This window comes from Pirellulimonas nuda (assembly GCF_007750855.1).
In the GTDB taxonomy this organism is placed as follows: Bacteria; Planctomycetota; Planctomycetia; order Pirellulales; family Lacipirellulaceae; genus Pirellulimonas; species Pirellulimonas nuda.
This window is the reverse complement of the sequence record NZ_CP036291.1, coordinates 2,299,331-2,320,615: the sequence shown is the minus strand read 5'-3', so window position 1 is coordinate 2,320,615 and position 21,285 is coordinate 2,299,331. Positions and strand designations below refer to the sequence as shown.

Genomic DNA, 21,285 nt, shown 5'->3' with positions numbered 1-21,285 from the left:
ACTTATTGCGACAAACGCCCGGACTGACGGCTCAGCCGAACGCGACCAAAATCGACATAACTATCATTCAGCAAATGACTTGCGATGCACACACGGCATCCTTGGCGGCCTCTGGCACGAGCCATGCTTTGTGCTGATCTCAACAAAGGGCATGCAACACGCTCTTGGCCCAAAGCACGAGGAACCCAACCATGGCGAACAAGACACTCTTCACCAGCCTCCGCGGCCGGTTGATCGCGAAGGCAGACACCCACAACGAGGCCGGCGGCCCGGCGTACGGGCGGACCCACAAGCAGGCGCTGGCGCAGCTCGCGTCCACCGGCTGCCTGGGGGGGACGTTCTATGCGTCGGCCGAGGATCAGCTCGAAGCGGTGCTGGAGCACGCCCAGCAGGTTGAGCCGGAGTACCTCGCCCGGTTGGCGATCTACGCCCGCAAGTCGGCGTTCATGAAGGACATGCCGGCGCTGCTGTGTGCGGTGCTGTCGGTCCGCTCCGCGGGCCTGCTGGCCGAGGTGTTCGACCGCGTGATCGATTCGCCGAAGATGATCCGCAACTTCGTGCAGATCATGCGGTCGGGGGCCGTGGGGCGGAAGAGCCTCGGCACGCTGCCGAAGCGGCTGGTGCAGCAGTGGCTCGAGGCCCGCAGCGACGACCAGTTGTTCATCGGCTCGGTCGGCGCCGACCCGTCGCTGGCGGACGTGCTGCGGATGGTGCACCCGAAGCCGGCGACCGCCACGCGCGCTGCGCTGTACGGCTACCTGATCGGCCGCGAGCACAACCACGAGGCGCTGCCGGAGCTGGTGCGTCAGTACGAGAAGTTCAAGCGGAACACGAACCCGGGCAAGGTCGCCCTGCCGGACGTGCCGTTCCAGATGCTGACCTCGCTGCCGCTTACCAAGAAGGACTGGGTGCAAATCGCGCGGAACGGTTCTTGGCAGATGACGCGGATGAACCTGAACACGTTCGCCCGTCACGGCGTGTTCGAGGATCGGGAGATGGTGGGCTTGATCGCCAATCGGCTGCGCAACCCGCGGCTGGTGGAGCAGGCACGCGTGTTCCCGTACCAGCTCATGGTCGCCTACGCCAACGCGGAACTGGGGGTCCCGCACACGGTGCGCGAGGCCCTGCAGGACGCGATGGAGCTGGCGATCAACAGCGCGCCGCGTGTCGCGGGGAAGGTGTACGTCTGCACGGACGTGTCCGGATCGATGCACTCGCCGGTCACCGGTTATCGGCCGGGAGCGACCACCGCGGTGCGCTGCCTCGACGTGGCCGCGCTGGTGGCGGCGACGCTCCTGCGGAAGAACCCGGAGGCAGAGGTCATCCCGTTCAAGGAAGACGTGGTGAAGATCCGGCTCAACGGACGCGACTCGGTGATGACCAACGCCAAGCGTATCGCCGCGGTCTCGCCGGGGGGCACCAACTGCAGCGCTCCGCTGCGTGAGCTGAACCGTCGGCGCGCCCAGGGAGACCTGGTGGTGTTCGTCTCGGACAACGAGTCGTGGATCGATTCCCCCGTCTTCGGACGTTTCGGCGGGGGCCGAACCGAGACCGTGAACGAGTGGTCTGTGTTCAAGTCGCGCAACCCGCGGGCCCGGATGGTGTGCATCGATATCCAGCCGTACGGCACGGTCCAAGCGCCGGAGCGCGAAGACATCGTCAACATCGGCGGGTTCAGCGACCGGGTGTTCGGCATGATCGCCGACGTCGCGGCGGGGCGTTACTCGGTCGACCACTGGGTGCGCGCGATCGATTCGGTGCGGCTGTAGCAATCGTCTGGGGGAGGGCGGGTGAGGCGAGGATGCCCGCCTTCCCCGGGGCCCGTGTCCGCTGAAAAGGGGAAAGAACGTACGTCGGCCGAATGCCGTCGGGACTACATTCACCAATGTCAATTGTCTCGGCAAAACCTAGTCGGCCATTTTCGATAGAGCAACCAAGGCGCCAACGAATGCCGGCGTGACTACATGGCTAAGGAGGTTCGAACCCTCCCCGGCTTTCCGCCCTGGGCGGATCGCCGAGCGTCTCGCTACCGCTTGTCGTTGGCTTTACGAACCGCTTCTTCTGTTAAAGGAAAAACGCGACGAATGCAGATGGAACTACATGGTTAAGACCCCGAGGTCGTGGGTTCGAATCCCACCGGCTCCACTGGTTGCTGGCGGCGCGGCTTGGCTCTCGCCAAGACCTCGCTCGCCGGGTTGCTGGCGGCGCGGCTTGGCTACCGCCAAGACCTTGCTCGCCGGGTTGCTGGCGGCGCGGCTTGGCTCTCGCCAAAACCTCGCTCGCCGGGTTGCTGGCGGCGCGGCTTGGCTCTCGCCAAGACGTTGCTCGCCGGAGAGGCAGGCAGTTCTGCAACTGCTAGATTGGGGGCCGTAGCTCAGTCAGGAAGAGCGCGTAAACGTTTCGTCACTCCTAGTCGTCGCGTCCTTTGAACCAAGAGAGACTCTGGCAGCGAATGCGGAAGGAACTACATGACACTGACGGTCGCAGGTTCGATCCCTGCCGGTTGGCCCCCGGGCCGGCCGTAGCTCAGTAGGCAGAGCATCAGACTGTTTCTTCAAAGTCTTGTCGCTGCTTTTTATCCACCAGGAATGTCCATGACCCAGCTCGCCCCCACCAAGCACCCGTTCATCGCCGACGGCGAGGCGACCGCTATCCTGCCGACCGGCGGCAAGCAGAAGCCCATCACCGTCATCGGCACCGAGGCGATCCGTGAGACCTTCGACGACTTCTGCGTCCAGCAGGCCATCAACTCGCGCCTCGCGCCCGGGGTCACCGACCTGGTGCTCAACCCAGACGCCCACTGCGGCTACGGGGCGCCGGTCGGCTGCGTCATGGTCTCGCCGACGCACGTCTACCCCGGCCCGGTCGGGGTGGACATCAAGTGCTCGATGAGCCTGCTGCAGACCAGCCTGCCGGCCGACGCGGTGGTCGACAAGCAGACGCGTCGCGCCTTGATCGACGCCATCTGCGAGCGGACCCCGACTGGGGCCGGGCGTGGGCAGCGCAACGCGGCCAAGTCGCGACCCGTCGATGAGGCGCTCGGCCAGCGTGTGCTCGTCGAAGGCGCATCGAAAGGCGTGTGCGAGGCGCTCGGCATCCCACCCGAGTGGGCCACACGCTGCGAGGACTCGGCGCACGTCGGCCACGACGACTCGACCGCCGCGCTGGCGCTGCGGCTCGAGCGGTTGCTGCCGCACGCGCACCGCTTCGCCGACAAGATGTCGCAGCTCGGCTCCTACGGCGGCGGCAACCACTTTGGCGAGTGCGAGGTGGTAGAGGTGGGCGATGACCCCCGCTCCCAGAGCGTCGCCGAAACGTTCGGCCTCGTCGACGGCGGCGTCGCGTTCTTGTCGCACTGCGGCTCGCGCGGCATCGGCCACCAACTGGCGACCGGGCAGTTCAAGGCGCTGCAGGCCAAGTTCGAGCAGTGGAACATCCCCCTGCCGGGGCAAGACCGCGAGCTGGTCTACGCGCCGTTGGGCACGGCCGAGGCAGACGCGTACCTCGACGACATGGCCCTGGGCGCCAACTTCGCCACCGTGAACCACCTGCTAATCAACGCGCTGGTGCTCGAGGCGTTCCAGCAGGTGATCCCGGGCGCGACCGGCCAGCTTGTCTACTTCATCAGCCACAACATCGCCCGCAAGGAGATCGTCGATAACCGCCCCGCCTGGGTCCACCGCAAGGGCGCCACACGCGCCTACCCCGGGGGGCACCACGCGCTCGCGGGAACCCCGTTCGCCCAGACCGGGCACCCGATCCTGCTGCCGGGAAACCCCCAGGCGGGCTCGGCCGTGATGGTGGCCGACCCGGGCGCTGTGCTGAGCCGCTACAGCGTCAACCACGGCGCGGGCCGACAGCTCGGCCGCAAGGCCGCCAAGCGGGCGCTCAACCAAGCACAGGTCGACCAGTCGTTCAACGAGGCCGACATCCTCTCGAACTGCCGGCACTACCCGATCGACGAGGCGCCCGCGGCCTACAAGGACTTCGACGAGGTCCTCCGCTCGGTCAAGTCGGCCGGCCTCGCCAGCGAGGTCGCACGCCTCAAGGCGCGGTTCGTGATCAAGGACGGAGATAAGGCGGATGATTAGCGGCAAAGCAATCAGCCGCTGACGGCAAGTTAACCACAGAGGCGCAGAGGGCACAGAGACGTACGGAGGACGATAGCCACGAGAAGGCACAAAAAGCACAAGACGGATCGACGATGACTTTCATCAGGCCGCCGGCCAGCGCCGGTCATCGGCTTTTCTTTGTGCTTCTTTGTGCCTTTTTGTGGCAATCTCCGTCCGTCTCTGTGCCCTCGGTGACTCTGTGGTTATTCGTCCGCAAGATGATCCCCTCCAGGAGCCACACCCATCAACGACATGATCGAGATCGACGGATCGCAAGGCGAGGGGGGCGGCCAGATCCTCCGTTCGTCCCTCACGCTCTCGCTGGTCACCGGCAAGCCGGTGCGTCTGACCAACATCCGCGCGGGGCGCGACAAGCCGGGGCTGATGCGGCAGCACCTGACCGCGGTTCGGGCCGCGGCCGAGGTGGGGCGGGCAGAGCTGCAGGGGGACGAGGTCGGCTCGCAGGGGCTCACGTTCGTCCCCAAGCAAGTCGAGCCGGGCCGCTACGCTTTTGCTGTCGGCACCGCCGGCAGCGGGACGCTGGTGCTGCAGACGGTGCTGCCGGCGCTCATCGACGCGGCCGGCCCGTCGGAGATCACCCTTGAGGGGGGGACGCACAACCCGTGGGCGCCGCCGTACGACTTCCTCGCCCAGGCCTACTTCCCACTCGTGCGGCAGATGGGGGTTGGTCTCACCGCCGCGCTCGAGCGGCACGGCTTCTACCCCGCCGGTGGCGGACGGTTCTCGGTCGGCGTTGTGCCGCCCGTGGGAGGGCTGAAGGGGCTCACGCTGACCACCCGCGGCGAGGTGCTGCACCGATCGTTCACCGCCGTGGTGGCGAACCTCGCGCGCGACATCGCCCAACGCGAGCTCGACGCCGCCGCCCAGCGGCTCAACTGGCCCGACGACTGCTTCCACGTCTACGAAGCCAACGACTCGCTCGGCCCCGGCAACATCGTGATGATCGAGCTGCATTGCGAGCACGCCCGCGAGCTCTTTACCGGCTTCGGACGCCAGGGCGCCCGGGCCGAACGGGTGGCCAGTGAAGCGGTCGACCAGGCCCACGCGTACCTGGCCGCGGACGTCCCGGTCGGCCCCTACCTGGCCGACCAACTGATCCTGCCGCTTAGCATCGCCGCCTGGCGCCACGGCGCCGCGAGCCGGTTCCGCACGCTCAGGCTGACGCGCCATTCGACAACGCACATCGAGATCGTGCAGCGGTTCTTGGATGTGGCGGTGCGGGTGGAAGAGGAGGGTGGGGTGGTGGAAGTCGCGATTGGGTAGAGGGAGCAACGAAGTTCTTTGTCAGATTGGGCACAGGACCGCAGCGGCACGGAAGCTCCTGACTTTCTCCTCGCAAGTAGCCGCGTCTCAAACCCGCACGCCTGGGGCGGGGGTGGGGGCAGCTCAGCCCGCGGCCGCGTCGGCGAGCCACTCGATGGTGTGGCGCACCGGCAGCGGGCGGCCGAGCGCGGCGAGGTGTTGTTCTACCTGCACCATGCAGCCGATGTTGCCGGTGGCGACCGCTTGGGCGCCGGTCGAAAGGATCGCCTCGGCCTTGCGTCGGCCCAGCTCGTGGGCGGTCTGCGGCTGTTCGAGGTTGTACGTGCCCGCCGACCCGCAGCAGAACTCGCCCCCGGGGACGTCCAGCAGCTCGAGGTTTCCGATCAGGCCCAGCAGGCGACGCGGCTGCGCTGCAACCCCTTGCCCGTGCGACAGGTGGCAAGCGTCGTGGTAGGCCACCCGCACCGGCGCCGCGAGCGCCGCGGGCCGGTAGCCGCCGAGCTCGTCGAGGAAGGCGCAAACGTCCTTGGTTTGTTCGGCCAGCCGGCGGGCCGCGGCTTCGTCTGGCTCTCCTCTAAACCACAACGGGTACTCGTGCATCCCCGAACCACACCCGGCGGCGGTCGTGACCACGCAGTCGACCTCCAGCGGAAACGCGGCCAGGTTCCGCCGCGCCAGCCGCTTGGCCTGCTGCGCCGCCCCCGTGTGGGCCGACAACGCGCCGCAGCACGACTGGCCGCGGGGCGTGAGCACGTCGACCCCGCTGTGCGACAGCACGCGGATAGCGGCGTGGTTGATCTGCGGGGCCAGCACCTGCTGGGCGCAGCCGGCCAGCAGCGCCACCCGCGCGCGGCGGGGGCCCACCGCGGGGGTGAACGTTGGGAGGGGTCGGGCCGGCGGGATATGGGCGGGCAGCATCGCCAGCATGTTGCGGAGCCGGGTCGGCAGCAGCGGCGCGGTGAAGGCCGCGAGTTTTCCCAGCCGGGCGCTGGCGCGGAACCGGCCGGGGTAGGGGAGCGTCTGCAGCACCACCTGGCGCAGCAGCCGGTCGAACAGCGAGCGTTTGCGCCGCTGCTCTGCGTGGGCGCGGAACGGCGTGAGCAGGTTTCGGTAGGGGACGCCCGACGGGCAGGCCGGCTCGCACCCCAAGCACCCCAGGCAGCGGTCGATGTACGGCAGCGCCTCTTCCAGCGCCAGGTTCCCCTCCAGCACGTCCTTCATCAAGAAGATGCGTCCCCGCGGCGAGTCCATCTCTTCGCCCAGCACCTGGTAGGTGGGGCAGGCCGGCAGGCAGAACCCGCAGTGCACGCACGACGACACGGCGCCCGCCATCGCTTCTGCTTGCGGGCCGAGCTGGGCGATAGGGATCTTGTGCTGCACGAACTCACACTCCAAAAGCAGGAGGCTCAAACAAACGACGTGTTAATCGGACGAGAACTTGTGGTGCGGGTCGAGGGCCGTCTGCAGCCGGGCCGCGAACGCGCCCCCCTGAGGACGACCGAGGGTGCGCCTGGGCGACGCGCCGGTGATCGCGGCGCCGGCGCAGCCCAACTGCTGGAGCGTGGTTTCGAGCGGCTCCAGAGTCTTTCCTTCCGGCCAGCCGATCCAGGCCAGGTGCCCCCCCACGCAGAAGCGTTTGGGGAGCGTGGCGAACGCGGCCGACAGCGGCTCGATCTTGTCCGGAGTCAGGGCGATCTTGATCAGGTCGTGACCCGGCGGGATCCAGGCAAACTCCCTTGCGTCGCGCCAGAAGCGATGGTCTTCGTCTTCGGTGGTCACGCGACCTGGCGCCGCGACCTCGCGCAACACGCGTTCTGCCCGCGCCGCCACTGCCTGCCGGAAGCCCGCCAGACGGGCCCACACGCGGTGGGCGTCGTCCATGTCGAGGCAGGCGAGGTCGTACTGCGAGCCGGCGAGCCGGTTCATCAGCGTCACCCCCTCTGCCACGGCGCCGGCCTCAAACACCAGCGTCGCGGAGCATTCGGGCCGCGGGAAGACCTTGAAGGTCAGCTCTGTCAGCAGCCCGTAGCGGCCGAGGCTGCCGACCATCAGCTTGGGGAGGTCGAACCCGGCGGCGTTCTTGACGACCTTGCTGCCGGCCATCACGGCTTGACCCTCGCCGGTAACGATCCGCGCGCCGAGCAGAAAGTCGCGGACGCCGCCGTAGCGCAGCCGCCCCGACCCCGACACGCCCGTCGCGACCGTTCCGCCGAGGGTCGCCCCGGCCTCGACCAGCGGCGGATCGAACGGCAGGTACTGATTCTTCTCCGCGAGCAGCCCCTCAACTTCGGACAGGCGGGTGCCGGCAAGGGCCGTGAACGTGAACTCGCCGGGGTCGTACTGCAGCACGCCGGTCATCCCCCCCATACAGACACCGACGCCGCCGTCCGGCTCGGGCGCCGATTTCGTGCCGGCGCCCCGCACCCGCACCCGCGACCCGCTGCGGACCACCTCGACGAGCTGTTGTTCGGTTGTCACCGTGTGCATGGCTCAGGCCCCCTTGCTCGCCGCGGCCAGCATCTTGCCGCGGTTGGCGAGTTCGGCGGGGTCGACCGCCCGGCGGATGCGGTTCATCAACGCCATTTCTGTTTCCGAGTACATCTCTGGCAGGTACGCGAGCTTTTCTACCCCCACGCCATGCTCGCCGGTGATGGAGCCCCCCAGGCGGATGCACATCCGCAGGATCTCGCCGGCGAGCCGCTCTGCGTGCTCCAGTTGCCCTTCGACGCGGCCGTCGTAGAGGATCAAGGGGTGCAGGTTGCCGTCGCCGGCGTGGAAGACGTTGGCGATCCGCAGCTTGTACTCGCGCCCCAGCGCCTCGATGGTGGTCAGCGCCTCGCCGAGCCGGGTCCGCGGCACCACGCCGTCCTGAACGATGTAGTCCGGGCTGAGCCTGCCCACCGCGCTGAAGGCGCACTTGCGGCCGATCCAGATGTCCATCCGCTCCTTCGGGCTCTTGGCGACCCGTACCTCGTAGGCGCCCGACTGGCGGATGACCTCGTCGAGCAATGGGATCTCGGCGGCGACTTCTTCCTCGGCGCCCTCGAGCTCGACGATCAACGCCGCGGCGGCTTGCAACGGGTAGCCGGCGTGAACGGCCGCCTCGGACGCCTCGATCGCGAGGCGGTCCATGATCTCCATGGCACCGGGCAGCAGGCCGGAGGCGACGACCTTGGAGACCGCGTCTCCTGCCTTAGTGAGGCTGTCGTAGGCCGCAAGCACGGTGTGGTAGCGTTCGGGGATGGGCAGCAGGCGGAGCGTGATCTCCAGCGCTACGCCGAACAGCCCCTCGCACCCCACGAACATGCCGGCCAGGTCTGGCCCGGCTGTCTCCAGGCTGTCGGCCCCGAGCGTAACGACTTCGCCATCCGGCAGAACCGCTTTCACGCCGAGCACGTGGTTGGCGGTCATGCCGTACTTGAGGCAGTGGGCGCCGCCGGAGTTAAACGCCACGTTCCCGCCGATGGTGCAGACCGGTCCGCTGGATGGATCGGGAGAATAGTACAGCCCGTTGGGCGCGGCGTGCTTCGACACCTGGAGGTTGATAAACCCAGGCTCGACGACGATGACGCGGTGCTGGGGCGCGTAGCGCAAGACGCGGTTCAAACGATTCAGCGCGATCACCACCCCCCCCTCAATTGGCAACGAACCGCCGCTGAGGCTCGTGCCGCTGCCACGCGCCACGAACGGCACCCCGAAAGTGTGGCAGAGCCGCACGACGTCGACCACGTCGTCTGCGGACTCGGCGAGCACAACGGCGCCCGGGTGTGTGCGGAACGCGGTGAGCCCGTCCGACTCGAAGGGCGCGGTCTGCCCCTTGCCGGTGAGCAGTTGCTGGGCCGTGAACCGTTGGCTCAGACGCTCCAGCAACGGGCGGATGCCGTCCGGGTGGGGGCGCGCCGGGCTGTCTGCGGGGGGGGCCATCGGCGGATCCGGAAGCCATGGGTTTGGGGATCGGGCGACGCCAAGACTACCCTCCCCGGCGCTTATTTGTCAATGCACGGCAAATTCTTTTCGCTTGACAACAAATTGAGCGCCCCCTACGCTGGCCGTCATGAGCGACGCAGCCGCCAAGCGAGGACGCGTGCGGACGAGAACCAGCGTCCCGGCCGTCCGCGCGCTCGAGCGGGGCCTGATGGTGCTGGAGGCCCTTGGCGGCGGCGGAGACGTGATGCTGAGCGACGTCGCCCGGAGCACCGGTTTGACGTGCAGCACCACCTTCCGGCTGCTGGAGACCCTGTGCCAGCGCGGGTACGCGCAGCAAGACGGCGACACGGGCAGGTACCGGCTTGGCGCCAGCGCCATCCAGATCGGCGCCGCGTACGCCGCCGGCACGCCGCTGCCCGAGGCCGCGAACGGGGCCATGGAGAAGCTGGTCGCCCTCACCAACGAGACGGCGAACCTGGCCGTGCTCGACGGCCCCCACGCGGTCTACATCCACCAAGTCGAGTCGCTGCGTTCGGTTCGGATGTTCACGGAGCTTGGCGCCAGGACGCCCGTCTACTGCACCGGCGTCGGGAAGGTGTTGCTGGCGTGGCGGCCCGTCGAGGAAGTGAGCCGACTGCTCGCCGACGTCGAGTTTGAAAAGTTTACGCCACACACGATCCCCAACCTGAAATCGTTTCTTGCCGAGTTGCAGCGGGTGAGGGGCCAGGGCTACGCGGTCGACGACCAAGAGCGTGAACTTGGGGTGCGTTGTGCTACCGCCCCGGTTCGCGACCTGCGGGGCGCGGTGGTCGCGGCGATCAGCGTCTCCGCTCCCGTGTCGAGGTTTCCGAAGAAGTTGATAGCGCAACGCGCCCGCGAGGTCGCCTGCGCCGCGGACGCCATCTCGCTGCGGTTGGGCTACGCGTCTACAAGCAAGTGACCGGCGTCGAGACGCCACTACCCTTCTACGAACTAGCTATCTCATGACCCAACGAATCAAGGAGGCGGGGCTGCAAGTCGCTACCGTCTTGCACAAGTTCATCAACGAGGAGGTGCTTCCGGGAACCTCGGTTTCGCCCGAAGCCTTCTGGCGGACGCTGGCCGACGTGGTGGAGCGGCTCGCTCCGAAGAACCGAGAGCTGCTCGGGGTGCGCGACGCGCTGCAGGCGCGGATCGACGCCTGGCACGAAGCCCACCGCGGCTCGCCGATCAATCCCGGGGAGTACCGTGTGTTCCTCAGCGAGATCGGGTACCTCGTCCCCGAGCAGGGACCGGTCGAAGTCACGACGACGGGCGTCGACGCCGAGATTGCGCAGATCGCCGGCCCGCAGCTAGTGGTCCCCGTGATGAACGCCCGCTTCGCGCTGAACGCCGCCAATGCCCGCTGGGGGAGCCTGTACGACGCGCTCTACGGCACCGATGTCGTGGCCCCCACTTCGTCGGCAACGCCCGCAGGGTACGACCCGGTTCGCGGCCAGGAGGTAATCGCTTACGCCTGCCGTTTCCTCGATCAAGCCGCTCCGCTCAAGCGCGGCAGCCACGCCGACGTGGTCCGCTACGAACTCGAGGGCGACCATCCACGTCGCTTGGTCGCGGTGGCTTCGGATGACACGCGCGTCGAACTGACTGGGCCGGATCAGTTTGTGGGGTTTGTCGACGACAACGGCCTCCGGACGGTCCTGCTACGCAATCACGGGCTGCACATCGAGTTAAGAATCGACCCGACCGATCCGATCGGCAAATCCTCGCCCGGTAACGTCAAGGACGTCGTCCTTGAGGCGGCCGTCACCACCATCCAAGACTGCGAAGACTCGGTTGCGGCTGTCGACGCCGACGACAAGACGGCCGCCTACCGCAACTGGCTGGGGCTGATGAAGGGTGATCTGGAGGAAACGTTTGAGAAGAACGGCAAGCCCATGACCCGTCGGCTCAGCGACGACCGGTGCTTCACTTCGGTGGACGGCGCCGCGTTGTCGCTGCCGGGCCGCAGCCTGCTGCTCGTCCGCAACGTCGGCCACTTGATGACGACCGACGCCGTGCTCGACAGCACGGGCCGCGAGACGCCCGAGGGCTTCCTCGATGCGCTGGTGAGCACCGCGTGCGCGCTGCACGACCTGAAGAAGCAAGGGGTTGGCGCCAACAGCCGCACGGGGAGCGTGTATATCGTCAAACCCAAGATGCACGGGCCGGAGGAGGCGCAGCTGACTGGCGACCTGTTCGCGATGATCGAGCAGGGGCTGGGACTGGCGCCCAACACGATCAAAGTAGGCGTGATGGACGAAGAGCGGCGCACCACGGTGAACCTGAAGGAGTGCATCCGCGCCGTGAGCGACCGGCTGGTGTTCATCAACACGGGCTTCCTCGACCGCACCGGGGATGAGATCCATACCAGCATGCTCGCCGGCCCCTTCCTGCCGAAGGACGCCATCAAGCAACAACCCTGGATCGCGGCCTACGAGGATTGGAATGTCGACATCGGGCTCGAGTGCGGGCTGCGTGGCAGGGGGCAGATCGGCAAGGGGATGTGGCCGAAGCCGGACGAGATGAAGCAGATGATGGACGCCAAGCTGGCGCACCCAAAGGCCGGCGCCAACACCGCCTGGGTGCCGTCGCCAACCGCCGCGGTCCTGCACGCGATGCACTACCACGCCGTCGACGTGCGGGCCCGACAGGCAGAACTGGCAGAGCGCACGCGCGCAAGCCTTGACGAAATACTCACGATCCCACTGTTGGGCGATGTAGAGCTGTCCGCCGAAGCAGTCCAAGCAGAGCTAGACAACAATACGCAGGGGATCCTCGGTTATGTGGTCCGCTGGATCGATCAAGGCGTCGGTTGCTCCAAGGTGCCCGACATCCACGACGTCGCGTTGATGGAAGACCGCGCGACGCTGCGGATCTCGAGCCAGCACATCGCCAACTGGCTTCGACACGGCGTGTGCAGCAAGGAGCAGGTGCTGGCGACCATGCAGCGGATGGCCGGCGTGGTCGATCGGCAGAACGCCGGCGACCCGGCCTATCAGGCCATGGCGCCCGCGTTCGAGGAGAGCGTCGCCTTCCAAGCGGCTTGCGACCTGGTCTTCCGAGGCGCCGATCAGCCCAACGGCTACACCGAACCGATCCTTCACGCACGCCGACGCGAAGCCAAAGCGCGGCAGCGGCTTGCGTCCGCTTCAAAATAACCCCGAACCCGTTTCTAGAAGGGAGCTACCATGATCCAAGTCAACCGCCTGTCGATCGACGACGCCAAGCTGCTCACCGACGGCGCCCGCGCCAAGGCTCGTGAAATCGGCGTGCCGATGTGCATCGCGATTACCGACGAGTCGGCCAATCTCATCTACTTTGAGCGTATGGACGGCGGCAAGGTGACCAGCGCCATCATCGCCCAAGACAAGGCCTTTACCGCCGCGGGGGCACGCAAGGCGACGCACCTCTACAACCAGGCGTGCCAGCCGGGGAACTTGGTGTTCGGCATCCACACCGCCATTGGGGGCCGGTTGTGCGTGGTCGGTGGCGGACTGCCGGTCGAAGTCGATGGCGAGGTTGTCGGCGGCATCGGCCTCAGCTCGGGGACGCCGCAGCAAGACATGGAGTGCGCTCAAGCGGGGATCGACCACTTCCTAGCCAATCGGTAGTCCGGCTACCTATCCAGCCGGTCGCCACCCGCGGCGGCTCTCTCCGGCCGAGTGGAGCACCTCAATCCATCGGGCTCAGGCCCACCCCGGTAGGCATTAAGCGGGCAAGGATGTCCGCGTGGGACCCTCAACCGTTTCGCGCAGCGCACGCAGCAGCGGGCAGCCCGTTTGTGGCGGTGCGTCTCGGCGGTACTGGGCCAAGAGCTCCTTCGATCGCTGGGCGAGCATCCGCCGCACCTCGCGGCGTTTTCCCTTGACCCGAGGGATCGGCATCTCGTCGTACGCGGTGGTCTGGTGCCGCATCCATGCGATAACGGCTGCTTCGGCGCGCTGCTCAACCGGGATGCGCTTGGTTCGCGCTACGGTTCCGCTGCCAACCGGCGTTGCGTGATCGGACACCACGCGGGCCATCCGCTGCGCCAGCTCGGCGTGACTCGGGTGGAACGCCAGGTACGCGGCAACCGCTTCGGTAAAGTCCTCAACATACTCGGCCTGCGCCTGATCCCGCCGACGCGCGTCTGCTTGCTTCCGCTTGGCGAACGTCTCGGTCGAACGCTCGGCCTCAAGCTGCGAGCGGATCTGGTTGATCGTCGCCGTCGGCGCCCAGACGCCGCGTGAGAAGGTCCTGCGTCCCTTCTTCTCCTGCACCACCCAGTGATCGCCGGCTGCTTTCACCCGTCGGGTTAGAGCGGCGTCGCCCGGAGCAAGCAGCGACCAGTCGGCCGGCGCGGTCAGCACCTGGCCATCGGCCGCACGCACCGAATTATCGCTGGGGCCGGGGGTGAAGGTCCTTCCGCTCATCTCGCTACCTCCTTGCCTGGTCGTCCTAAGGACTATCCTCAACCGCCGCCCGCCGTCATACCCGGAACACAAGCCCGGCGCGCCACAGCAGCCCCATCATTAGCCACCAGAAAGCGACGACCGTCAGCGCGAACGCCAGCGACGCCAGTTCGCCCGGACCGAGCGCCGCCACGAACAGGCTCTCATACAGCCACGTGTACAGCGTGGTCTCGCCAACCCGCAGCCTGCCGAGCAGATTAGCGGTCATCGACGCCAGCACGAACGCGGTGATCGCGTTCACGCCAACCACTTCGAATGCCCCAGCCACCCGCCGCAGCGCAGCAGACTGCGCGCCAAGCCAGTCGAACACCGCCAGGATGGCTGTCAGCGTCAGCGTGCCGAGCCCCCCCGTGAGCAGCACGAAGCTGCTGGTCCACAGCTTCTTGTTGATCGGCATGCCCCCGGCCTCGGGGCTGACCGCTCCCCAGACCAACCCCGCCGCAGTCAGCAAAGCCCCGACCAGAGCCAGTCGCACAAGCGTTGGACCATCGATCGCCCGCCTCCGCAGCAGGCAGCCCACGCCGTAGCCGATCAGCACCGTCACGATCGAGGGGACGGTGCTAAGCAGCCCCTCGGGGTCGGTCGGTTCGCTGGTGGCTTGGGTGTACATGTGGCGCTGGCCGATCACTGCCAGATCGACCACGCGCACAACGTTCCCCTCGGGCGTCAGGCGCTCTGAAAGGGGCGTAGAAACGGGCATGAAAAACAGCAACGCGGCGTAGCCCAACAGCAAACCCACCCCGGCGGCCACGCGGCTGCGTGGGCCGAGCAGCAGAACGATCAGCGACGCCCCGCCGTACGCGAGCCCGATACGCTGCAGCACGCCGGGCAAGCGCAGCGTGTCGAGGTGGAGCCCATCCGCACGCCCCAACGCGAAATCAATCAATCGTCCAAAGCAGTTCAGCAGCAGCCCCAGCAGCACCAGCATCGCGACACGTCGCCCGATGCGCAGCCACACCGCGGCGCCCACCACCGCCCCGTCTTCGTACTTGCGGAAGGCGTAGGCCATCGCCACCCCTACCATGAAGAGGAAGAAGGGGAACACCAGGTCGGTGGGGGTCCAGCCATGCCACTGAGCGTGCGCGAGCGGCCAGTACATGGCGCCCCAGGTCCCTGGGTTGTTCACCAAGATCATCGCCAGAATCGTGGCGCCGCGCATCACGTCGAGCGCTCGGAGGCGTCCCCCTTGCTGAGCGGCAGGGGTCGGAGAGGGCAGGGGAGGGGACATACGGCCGATTCGTTGTGGATGGAAAGATAATGTTAGGCGTCAAGACCGCGAACACGGGCATTCGCGGTGATGTATCGTGTCTCGCGCCTAACGTGATTTGTCGTTCTGAATCGGCCGGGAAAACATCTGTTTTCGGCCAAAACCCGGCTCGCCTTGAACGCCCTGCTCGGGAAGTCAAGAAAGTCCACAGAGTCGCCACCGCAGAGCTTGCCGTCTCGCTATTGTCGGCGATGCAGTCGCTATTTGCGATCAAAAAAAACCGCCCTGGAGCCCGCTCGATGCTCGTCGCCAATCCGGCACGGGTATCGGCGAACCGCAGCCGTACGGGCAAGTTGCTCCGGCGCGCGATCCTGCGTACACTCGCGAAACCGCGTCGAGAACGGACGCAAGCCCGTTCGCGCACGAGCCGACTGCCGATCATTCGGGCAAAGGCCCCGGGGGGGTGATCGCCCCGCCATACTTGTACTGGCAACCGCAGCTACGGCCGCGTTAAAGTCGTCTCGTCGCGGTTCAGCGCTGCTTTGCCGACTCCTGCGGACTTGTCGCCCCTGTACCTATGAAACAAGCCAGCATTGCAACTCTGATATTCCTGCTGCCACTGTCGCTTCTTGGGGCAGACCTTGCGAGCCCTCCCTCCGATCCGTCGCAGGTTCGCGTGTCGACCGTTGGGCAGAACGGGATGCCGAGAAACATTGTCCCTCAGGGCGCCGACTGGAACTTCGGGCACGGCTCGTTGCGTACCCATCGCGGTTGGCAATACGCCGCCTACTGGGACGACGGGCGGCAGGTCTGCGTAGCGCGGCGGAAGCTCCCGTCCGCTCCCTGGGAGGTAGTTTCTCTCCCCGGCTATCAACGCACTCAAAACATCAACCGCGGCCACGGCGGATCGGTTTCTAGAGGATTTGGCGACGGACACGAAAAGGTGTCGATGGGGATCTCGCCTGACGGGGTGATCCACCTGATGTTCGACCATCATCTTTCAACGCTCCACTACCGCACCAGCAAGGCCGCCGTCGCCAGCCGGCCCGGGGAGACAGCGTGGAGCGCCGACCTATTTGGCCCCGTGCAAGATCATCTGGGCGCCCACACGCTCGAGTCCGTCACCTATCCGGCCTTTTACACGGACGGCGACCACTTCCTCCTCTACCTGCGGATGGGGGGCGGCTCGGGCAGCGCCAACTCTCACCTGTTCACCTACGCCGATGGGGTGTGGAAGGTGAACGAGGAGGCCGCCAGCAAGTTCATCGACCGCGCGTGGTCTGGGGGAGACAAGACGGTAAACGCCTACCCGCACGGCCTGGCCTTTCATGACGGGCGACTCCACCTCACCTGGTGCTGGCGCGACACGCCAGACCCCCGCACGTGCCACGACCTGTGCTACACCTACAGCGACGACCTGGGCCAAACCTGGCGGAACAACGCGGGGAAACGCGTCGCCCAAAGAGGCGAGCGGTTCATCACCGCCGACTCGCCGGGGATCAGCGTGTCTCCGATTCCGGCCGGCGCCCGGTACGTCAACGGCGGCTCGATGACGGTGGACCGAGCCGGACGCGTCCACGTGCTGGTTGTTGGCGAGGATGGCAGGCCCGCCCACTTTGAGCGGGAACCCGAGTCTGCCGAGTGGCGCCGGCGGGAAGCCAAGCGGCTCGGCGCGATTGTCGCAGGACGCGACGGTCTGCTGCTGGTGGTGGCTACCGACGGCCTGTGGCAAGTTCTTGATCGCGACTTCGGCGCCATGCGGCGCGTCGTCCCGGGCAGGCCGGCCCTGTTTGCCAGCAGCAAGATGGCCATCGACCCGGCCCGGGTTGCGCACGACGGCCGCGTCTCGGCGATCGGTCAGCAGGGGTCGACTGTTTCTGTAGTCGACTACTCTGTCGACTCGTCTGTCGGCCCGTCGCTGGTTCCATCGCCAGCCAAGTAGGTCGGTACGGCGCGGCTAGTTCTCTTCAAAAAGCTGCAAGAACTCTTGGTGCAGCGCGGGCTCCGCCGCGGCAAGGTCGTGCGTCTCACCGGGATCGGCGATCACGTCGTACAGCTCGGTAGAAGCATCGCGACCGTAGCGAACGGCCTTCCACTGGTTGCGGCGCGCCGCTTGATAGGTCTTGCCGAGGACCCCTGAGTTGGGATCGCCGACCTGTTCAGAGAACTCCCAGTAGAGAGTCCGCTCAGTTGGAGGGCGCGGACGGTCGCCGAGCAACCCTTTGATGGAAACCCCGTTGGTCGAGAGCCGCGGGACGTCCTCGAGCTGCACGCCCGCTACGTCGGCCAGCGTGGGGAGCATGTCGGCGAACGCCCACGGGGTGTCGTCGACGCGTCCCTTAGTAATGCGCGCCGGCCAACTGCAGATCATCGGCACGTGGATACCGCCGTCGTAGAGGTCGCGCTTGATGCCGCGGTAGGGCGCGGCCGCTCGAAAATACTCCGGCGACGCCCCCCCTTCTTCGTGCGGACCGTTGTCGGAGGTAAAGATCATGAGCGTGTTGTCCGCGACCCCCTTGGCTTGCAAGGCGGCCATGATCCGGCCGACGTAGTCGTCTAGCGCCGTAACCATCCCGGCAAGGGTGGCGTGCGGGTGAGCGACCGCGTCTGGGTAGTAGCGCGCGTAGCGGTCCTGCCCCGTCTTGGCATGGGTTCCAAGGTAGGGCGCCGCGGGCATCTCCGATTCGTAGGGGCGGCTGTACTGCTGCGGGACCGCCAGCTCGGCGTGCGGCGAAGAGTAGCACAGCATCGCAAAGAAAGGCGCCGCGTGCTGCTGATTGATGTAGTCGATCGCCTCGTCGGTGAACTTCTCTTGCGCATAGACCCCTCTGCGGCCCGCCTCGTTCTCCACGATCCGCTGCTTGACCCCGTCGCGCCACAAGAACGTTGGATACTGACGATGCCCTTCAAGGATCGAGTACATGCCGAACCACGTGTCGAACCCCTTCGCCAAAGGGTCGGTAATCCCCATCTGCCCGCCGATCGAGTACTTGCCGAACAAGGCGGTGTCGTAACCCGCGAGCTTCAAGACCATGGGGATGGTGACGTCCAGCTCTTGCAGTTGCACGCCATTGGAGCAGTCGCCCATCAGCCGCCCGTCGCGCCCCGTGAACAGAGAGACGCGCGAGGGAGAACAGACCGGCCCCCCTGCGTAGGCCTGCGTGAAGCGCACGCCTGCGGCCGCGAGCCGGTCGAGATTGGGGGTGCGGATCGGCGTGTCGCCGTAAGCGCCGATCTGATTGAAACCGAGGTCGTCGGCCACGATCAGCACGATGTTCGGAGGATGCCCACTCGAAGGCTCGGCGGTTGCGGCCGGGGACCGCTCGGCCAAGACGCCGCACACGGCAAGGCCCAGACAGGCGGCAATCGAGCGGCGAGCAGCAAGATAGGCGTGTCGTCGATTCGACAGGATCATAGTCGTGCCTAGATGCGAGTTGCTTGGCTGGATGAGGGCGGCGTCCGATACGCTGCGGCCCTTGCCTCGCCCATCGAGCAGCCTGACGCACTATCGGACGAATGAAACAGGGATTTGTTCGGCAGGCCCGCGCTGGGCGCGACTCAGGGCGCCGCTTGGTCCGACGCCACGAAGTTACTTTCCCGAAAGGGACGCGTCAATTAATTCCGGCCCAGGCGTGAGTTTACCAGCGGCCGGCCCGGCGCAGCCCAGCGACAAACAGATGCCGACACTAAATGACCGGCTTGCGCTCGCTTGTGTGTCCGGACGTTGTATTGTGATAAACTAGCGCCGACCGGCGTCTCCTCTTTCGTGCTCCTTCAGGGCTTGATCACAATGCCGACGAAAATGACGATCAGCAAGTCGAGTGTGCTAACGCTAATTGCTGCGTCCTACGCTGCCTCGCTTCTCGCAGACGGTCGTCCACTGGAAACGGCAGCGGTCGAGCCAAGTCATTCGGAGGCTGACGCGAAGGACGATGCGCCCAAAAACCTTGCGCTGGGCCGGCCCTACACGCTGCGGCCGAGCCCAAACTACCAGCTATGTACCGATCCGGACGACTCGCGTCAGTTGACGGACGGCCGGCTCACGTCGGACTACTTCTGGGCGCAGACCGGCTCGGTCGGCTGGCGCTCTCACCCGCCGGTCATCGTTACGGTCGACCTCGGCGGGGTCGAGCCGATCCGTGGGGCCTCGTTGCGAACTGCTGCGGGGATAGCGGGGGTCGCATGGCCCCAGGCGATCGATCTGATGGTCAGCGACGACGGACGCAGCTACCGCCACGTGGGAGACTTGGTCAGCCTCAGCGCCAAACGCAACCCGGCGCCGAGCGGGGGCTACGCGGTGCACACCTACCGGACGCAGCAACTCAGGACGCACGGACGCTACCTGGCTTTCTTGATTACCCCTTCGGGCAACTTCTTCTTCGCCGACGAAGTTGAGGTATTCCAGGGCGACCCTTCGTGGCTCGCAGAGCCGCTTACCGGAAAGACGACACACGATCTTCCGGCCTACTACCGGGAAGGGGCGGTCCAGGCCGCTGTGGGCCGGCGGATTGCCGACGACGCCCGCACGCTGCACGAGTGCGTGGCGTCCGCGGGACTCGAGGCCGAACCGGCGCGTCGGTTGAAGGAGCAGTTGACGGCCATCGAGGCCGAGCTGCCCCGGCTGCCGCGCGCCCAGCCCAAGGGCTTTCGGGCGGTGCTGCCGGTGAACCCGCTGCACGAGCGGCTGTTCGGCGTGCAAGCCGCCCTGTGGCGCGGGCAGGGGTTGCCGCGTCTGACCCTGTGGCAGACGCCGCTGTGGGACCCGCTTTCCCTCACCCAGACGCCCCCCGCTGAGGGGAACGCCAAGATCGACGTCGCCTTGATGCAGGACGAGTACCGCGCAGCCGCGCTGAACCTGAGCCTGTCTGCCGAGCAACAGGCGAACGTTTCGGTGAGCTTCTCCGGTTTGCCGGGGGGCGCGCACCCCTCCTGGATCAAGGTGCACCAGGTTGAGTGGACCGACACCAAGAGCGGCGTGCCCGTCGCCGCGGCGCTGCCGCTCGCCGAATGGGATGAGCACGGGGCCAAGATTAACCTGCGTCCCGGCCTGACGCGCCAGGTTTGGCTTACCTTCCACCCAACGGACGTGCCCCCGGGCGACTACCACGGGAAGATCGTGGTGAAGGACGGCGACGCGGTGCTCGAGGCGCCGCTGAACGTCCGGCTCTTCCCGTTGCGCTTCCCTGCTACCCCCACGCTGCACTTGGGGGGATGGGACTACACCGACCGCGACAACAGCATGCAGATCACCCCCCAGAACCGCGACGCGGTGATTGCGCACCTGAGGGAGCACTTCGTCGATACGCCGTGGGCCGCGCCGGGCATGATGCAGTTCGGCAGCTATAACGGGCAAGGGAAGCTTACGACCCCCCCGGACACCGCGGCCTTCGACCGGTGGCTCTCTCGGTGGCCGGGCGCGCGGCAGTATTGTGTGTTCCTTTCGGTGGGCGAAAGCATCGATGGGTCGGCGATGGGCACGCCCCAGTTCGACCAGAAGGTAGCCGAGTGGATCCGGTTCTGGGCCGGCTACGCCGAGCGGCAAGGCCTGCGGCCGGAGCAGCTCGCCCTGCTGCTGGTAGACGAGCCCACCAAGGCCGAACAGGACACCCGCATCCTCGCATGGGCTCGGGCCATCCACGCCGCCCACACGGGGGTCAAGGTCTGGGAGGACACGTGCCACGCCGATCCCGCCACGGCCGTACAGGCGATGATGGCCGCCTGCGACGTGCTCTGCCCGAACCGGCCCAACTTCGTGGCCGCCGATCAATCGGTGCGCGACTACTACGTCGAGCGTCGCGAGCAGGGGACGGAACTCGACTTCTATTCCTGCCGCGGGCCGGGTCGCCTGCTCGATCCCTATTCCTACAGCCGCCTGCAGGCCTGGACCTGTTGGCAGTACCAAGCGGGGGGATCGCACTTCTGGGCGTTCGGCGACTCGGGGGGCGGAAGCTGCTGGAATGAGTACGAGAGCCCGCGGGGCTCCTACGTGCCGTTCTTCTTGGACACGGCCGGCGTCACCCCGGGCAAGCACATGGAGGCGATCCGCGAAGGGGTAGAGGACTACGAATACCTTGTGATGCTGCGGGACCGGATCGAGGCCTCGGCGTCGGACGCTCCGCCCGAGACGTTGGCCGAGGCCCGGCAGTTGCTGGCAGAGTCGGTCGCCAGCGTCTGCGACGCCGAGAACACGACCTCGATGTTCTGGCACGAGCCCAAGGACCGCGGGGTTGCAGACACGACGCGGTTACAGATTCTAGAAATGCTGACCAAGCTGCCCTAGGGC

The 21,285-nt window shown here is 66.7% G+C and carries 14 protein-coding genes; 8 read left to right on the top strand and 6 right to left on the bottom strand.

All coding sequences use genetic code 11. The features are described from left to right. The first annotated feature begins 191 nt into the window (after positions 1-191). From Pla175_RS09475 to rtcA, 3 genes are all read left to right on the top strand, one after another. Positions 192-1,769, top strand: a complete 1,578-nt coding sequence (locus Pla175_RS09475) for a vWA domain-containing protein (protein WP_145283550.1) — start codon at positions 192-194, stop codon at positions 1,767-1,769. 825 nt (positions 1,770-2,594) lie between these two features. Beyond that, on the top strand, positions 2,595-4,091 hold the full coding sequence (locus Pla175_RS09470; RefSeq protein WP_231954292.1) for an RtcB family protein: 1,497 nt from the start codon (positions 2,595-2,597) through the stop codon (positions 4,089-4,091). A 273-nt stretch (positions 4,092-4,364) separates the two neighbouring features. Further along, a complete protein-coding gene (gene rtcA / locus Pla175_RS09465) occupies positions 4,365-5,396 on the top strand; it encodes an RNA 3'-terminal phosphate cyclase (RefSeq protein ID WP_145283545.1) in 1,032 nt (343 codons plus the stop codon). Positions 5,397-5,519: 123 nt separating this feature from the next. Here rtcA and Pla175_RS09460 read toward each other — a convergent pair whose 3' ends face one another. From Pla175_RS09460 to Pla175_RS09450, 3 genes are read right to left on the bottom strand one after another with little or no spacing between them, the layout of a single operon-like run. Beyond that, a complete protein-coding gene (locus Pla175_RS09460; protein WP_231954290.1) occupies positions 5,520-6,806 on the bottom strand; it encodes a (Fe-S)-binding protein in 1,287 nt (428 codons plus the stop codon). 12 nt (positions 6,807-6,818) lie between these two features. Then, the gene (locus Pla175_RS09455; protein WP_145283543.1) at positions 6,819-7,883 is read right to left on the bottom strand and encodes an FAD-binding protein; all 1,065 of its coding nucleotides are present in this window, start codon (positions 7,881-7,883) and stop codon (positions 6,819-6,821) included. 3 nt (positions 7,884-7,886) lie between these two features. After that, the gene (locus Pla175_RS09450) at positions 7,887-9,320 is read right to left on the bottom strand and encodes an FAD-linked oxidase C-terminal domain-containing protein (protein WP_145283540.1); all 1,434 of its coding nucleotides are present in this window, start codon (positions 9,318-9,320) and stop codon (positions 7,887-7,889) included. 130 nt (positions 9,321-9,450) lie between these two features. On the opposite strand from Pla175_RS09450, the gene Pla175_RS09445 reads away from it, so the two are divergent. The 3 genes from Pla175_RS09445 to Pla175_RS09435 are packed head-to-tail and all read left to right on the top strand — an operon-like array spanning position 9,451 to position 12,955. Next, on the top strand, positions 9,451-10,263 hold the full coding sequence (locus Pla175_RS09445) for an IclR family transcriptional regulator (protein WP_145283538.1): 813 nt from the start codon (positions 9,451-9,453) through the stop codon (positions 10,261-10,263). A gap of 43 nt (positions 10,264-10,306) precedes the next feature. Beyond that, positions 10,307-12,502 carry a malate synthase G gene (locus tag Pla175_RS09440; protein ID WP_145283536.1) on the top strand — a complete coding sequence of 732 codons (2,196 nt, stop codon included), beginning with the start codon at positions 10,307-10,309 and terminating at the stop codon, positions 12,500-12,502. A 30-nt stretch (positions 12,503-12,532) separates the two neighbouring features. Further along, positions 12,533-12,955 carry a GlcG/HbpS family heme-binding protein gene (locus Pla175_RS09435; RefSeq protein ID WP_145283533.1) on the top strand — a complete coding sequence of 141 codons (423 nt, stop codon included), beginning with the start codon at positions 12,533-12,535 and terminating at the stop codon, positions 12,953-12,955. 96 nt (positions 12,956-13,051) lie between these two features. On the opposite strand, the gene Pla175_RS09430 is transcribed toward Pla175_RS09435, so the two are convergent. Both Pla175_RS09430 and Pla175_RS09425 read right to left on the bottom strand, forming a co-directional pair. After that, entirely contained in the window at positions 13,052-13,756 is a 705-nt protein-coding gene (locus Pla175_RS09430) for a DUF2293 domain-containing protein (protein ID WP_145283531.1), read from the bottom strand. 55 nt (positions 13,757-13,811) lie between these two features. After that, positions 13,812-15,023 (bottom strand): acyltransferase family protein, encoded by a 1,212-nt coding sequence (locus Pla175_RS09425; protein WP_145283528.1) that lies wholly within the window; start codon positions 15,021-15,023, stop codon positions 13,812-13,814. Positions 15,024-15,702: 679 nt separating this feature from the next. Between Pla175_RS09425 and Pla175_RS09420 the strand changes: the two genes are divergently transcribed. After that, a complete protein-coding gene (locus tag Pla175_RS09420) occupies positions 15,703-16,944 on the top strand; it encodes a BNR repeat-containing protein (RefSeq protein ID WP_197527381.1) in 1,242 nt (413 codons plus the stop codon). Between the two features lie 15 nt (positions 16,945-16,959). Here the strand turns inward: Pla175_RS09420 and Pla175_RS09415 are convergent, their stop codons facing one another. Beyond that, a complete protein-coding gene (locus tag Pla175_RS09415) occupies positions 16,960-18,417 on the bottom strand; it encodes a sulfatase-like hydrolase/transferase (RefSeq protein WP_145283524.1) in 1,458 nt (485 codons plus the stop codon). Positions 18,418-18,792: 375 nt separating this feature from the next. On the opposite strand from Pla175_RS09415, the gene Pla175_RS09410 reads away from it, so the two are divergent. Further along, positions 18,793-21,282, top strand: coding sequence for a discoidin/SUN/FTP domain-containing protein (locus tag Pla175_RS09410; RefSeq protein ID WP_145283522.1), 2,490 nt, complete (start codon positions 18,793-18,795; stop codon positions 21,280-21,282). The last annotated feature ends 3 nt before the right edge of the window (positions 21,283-21,285 follow it).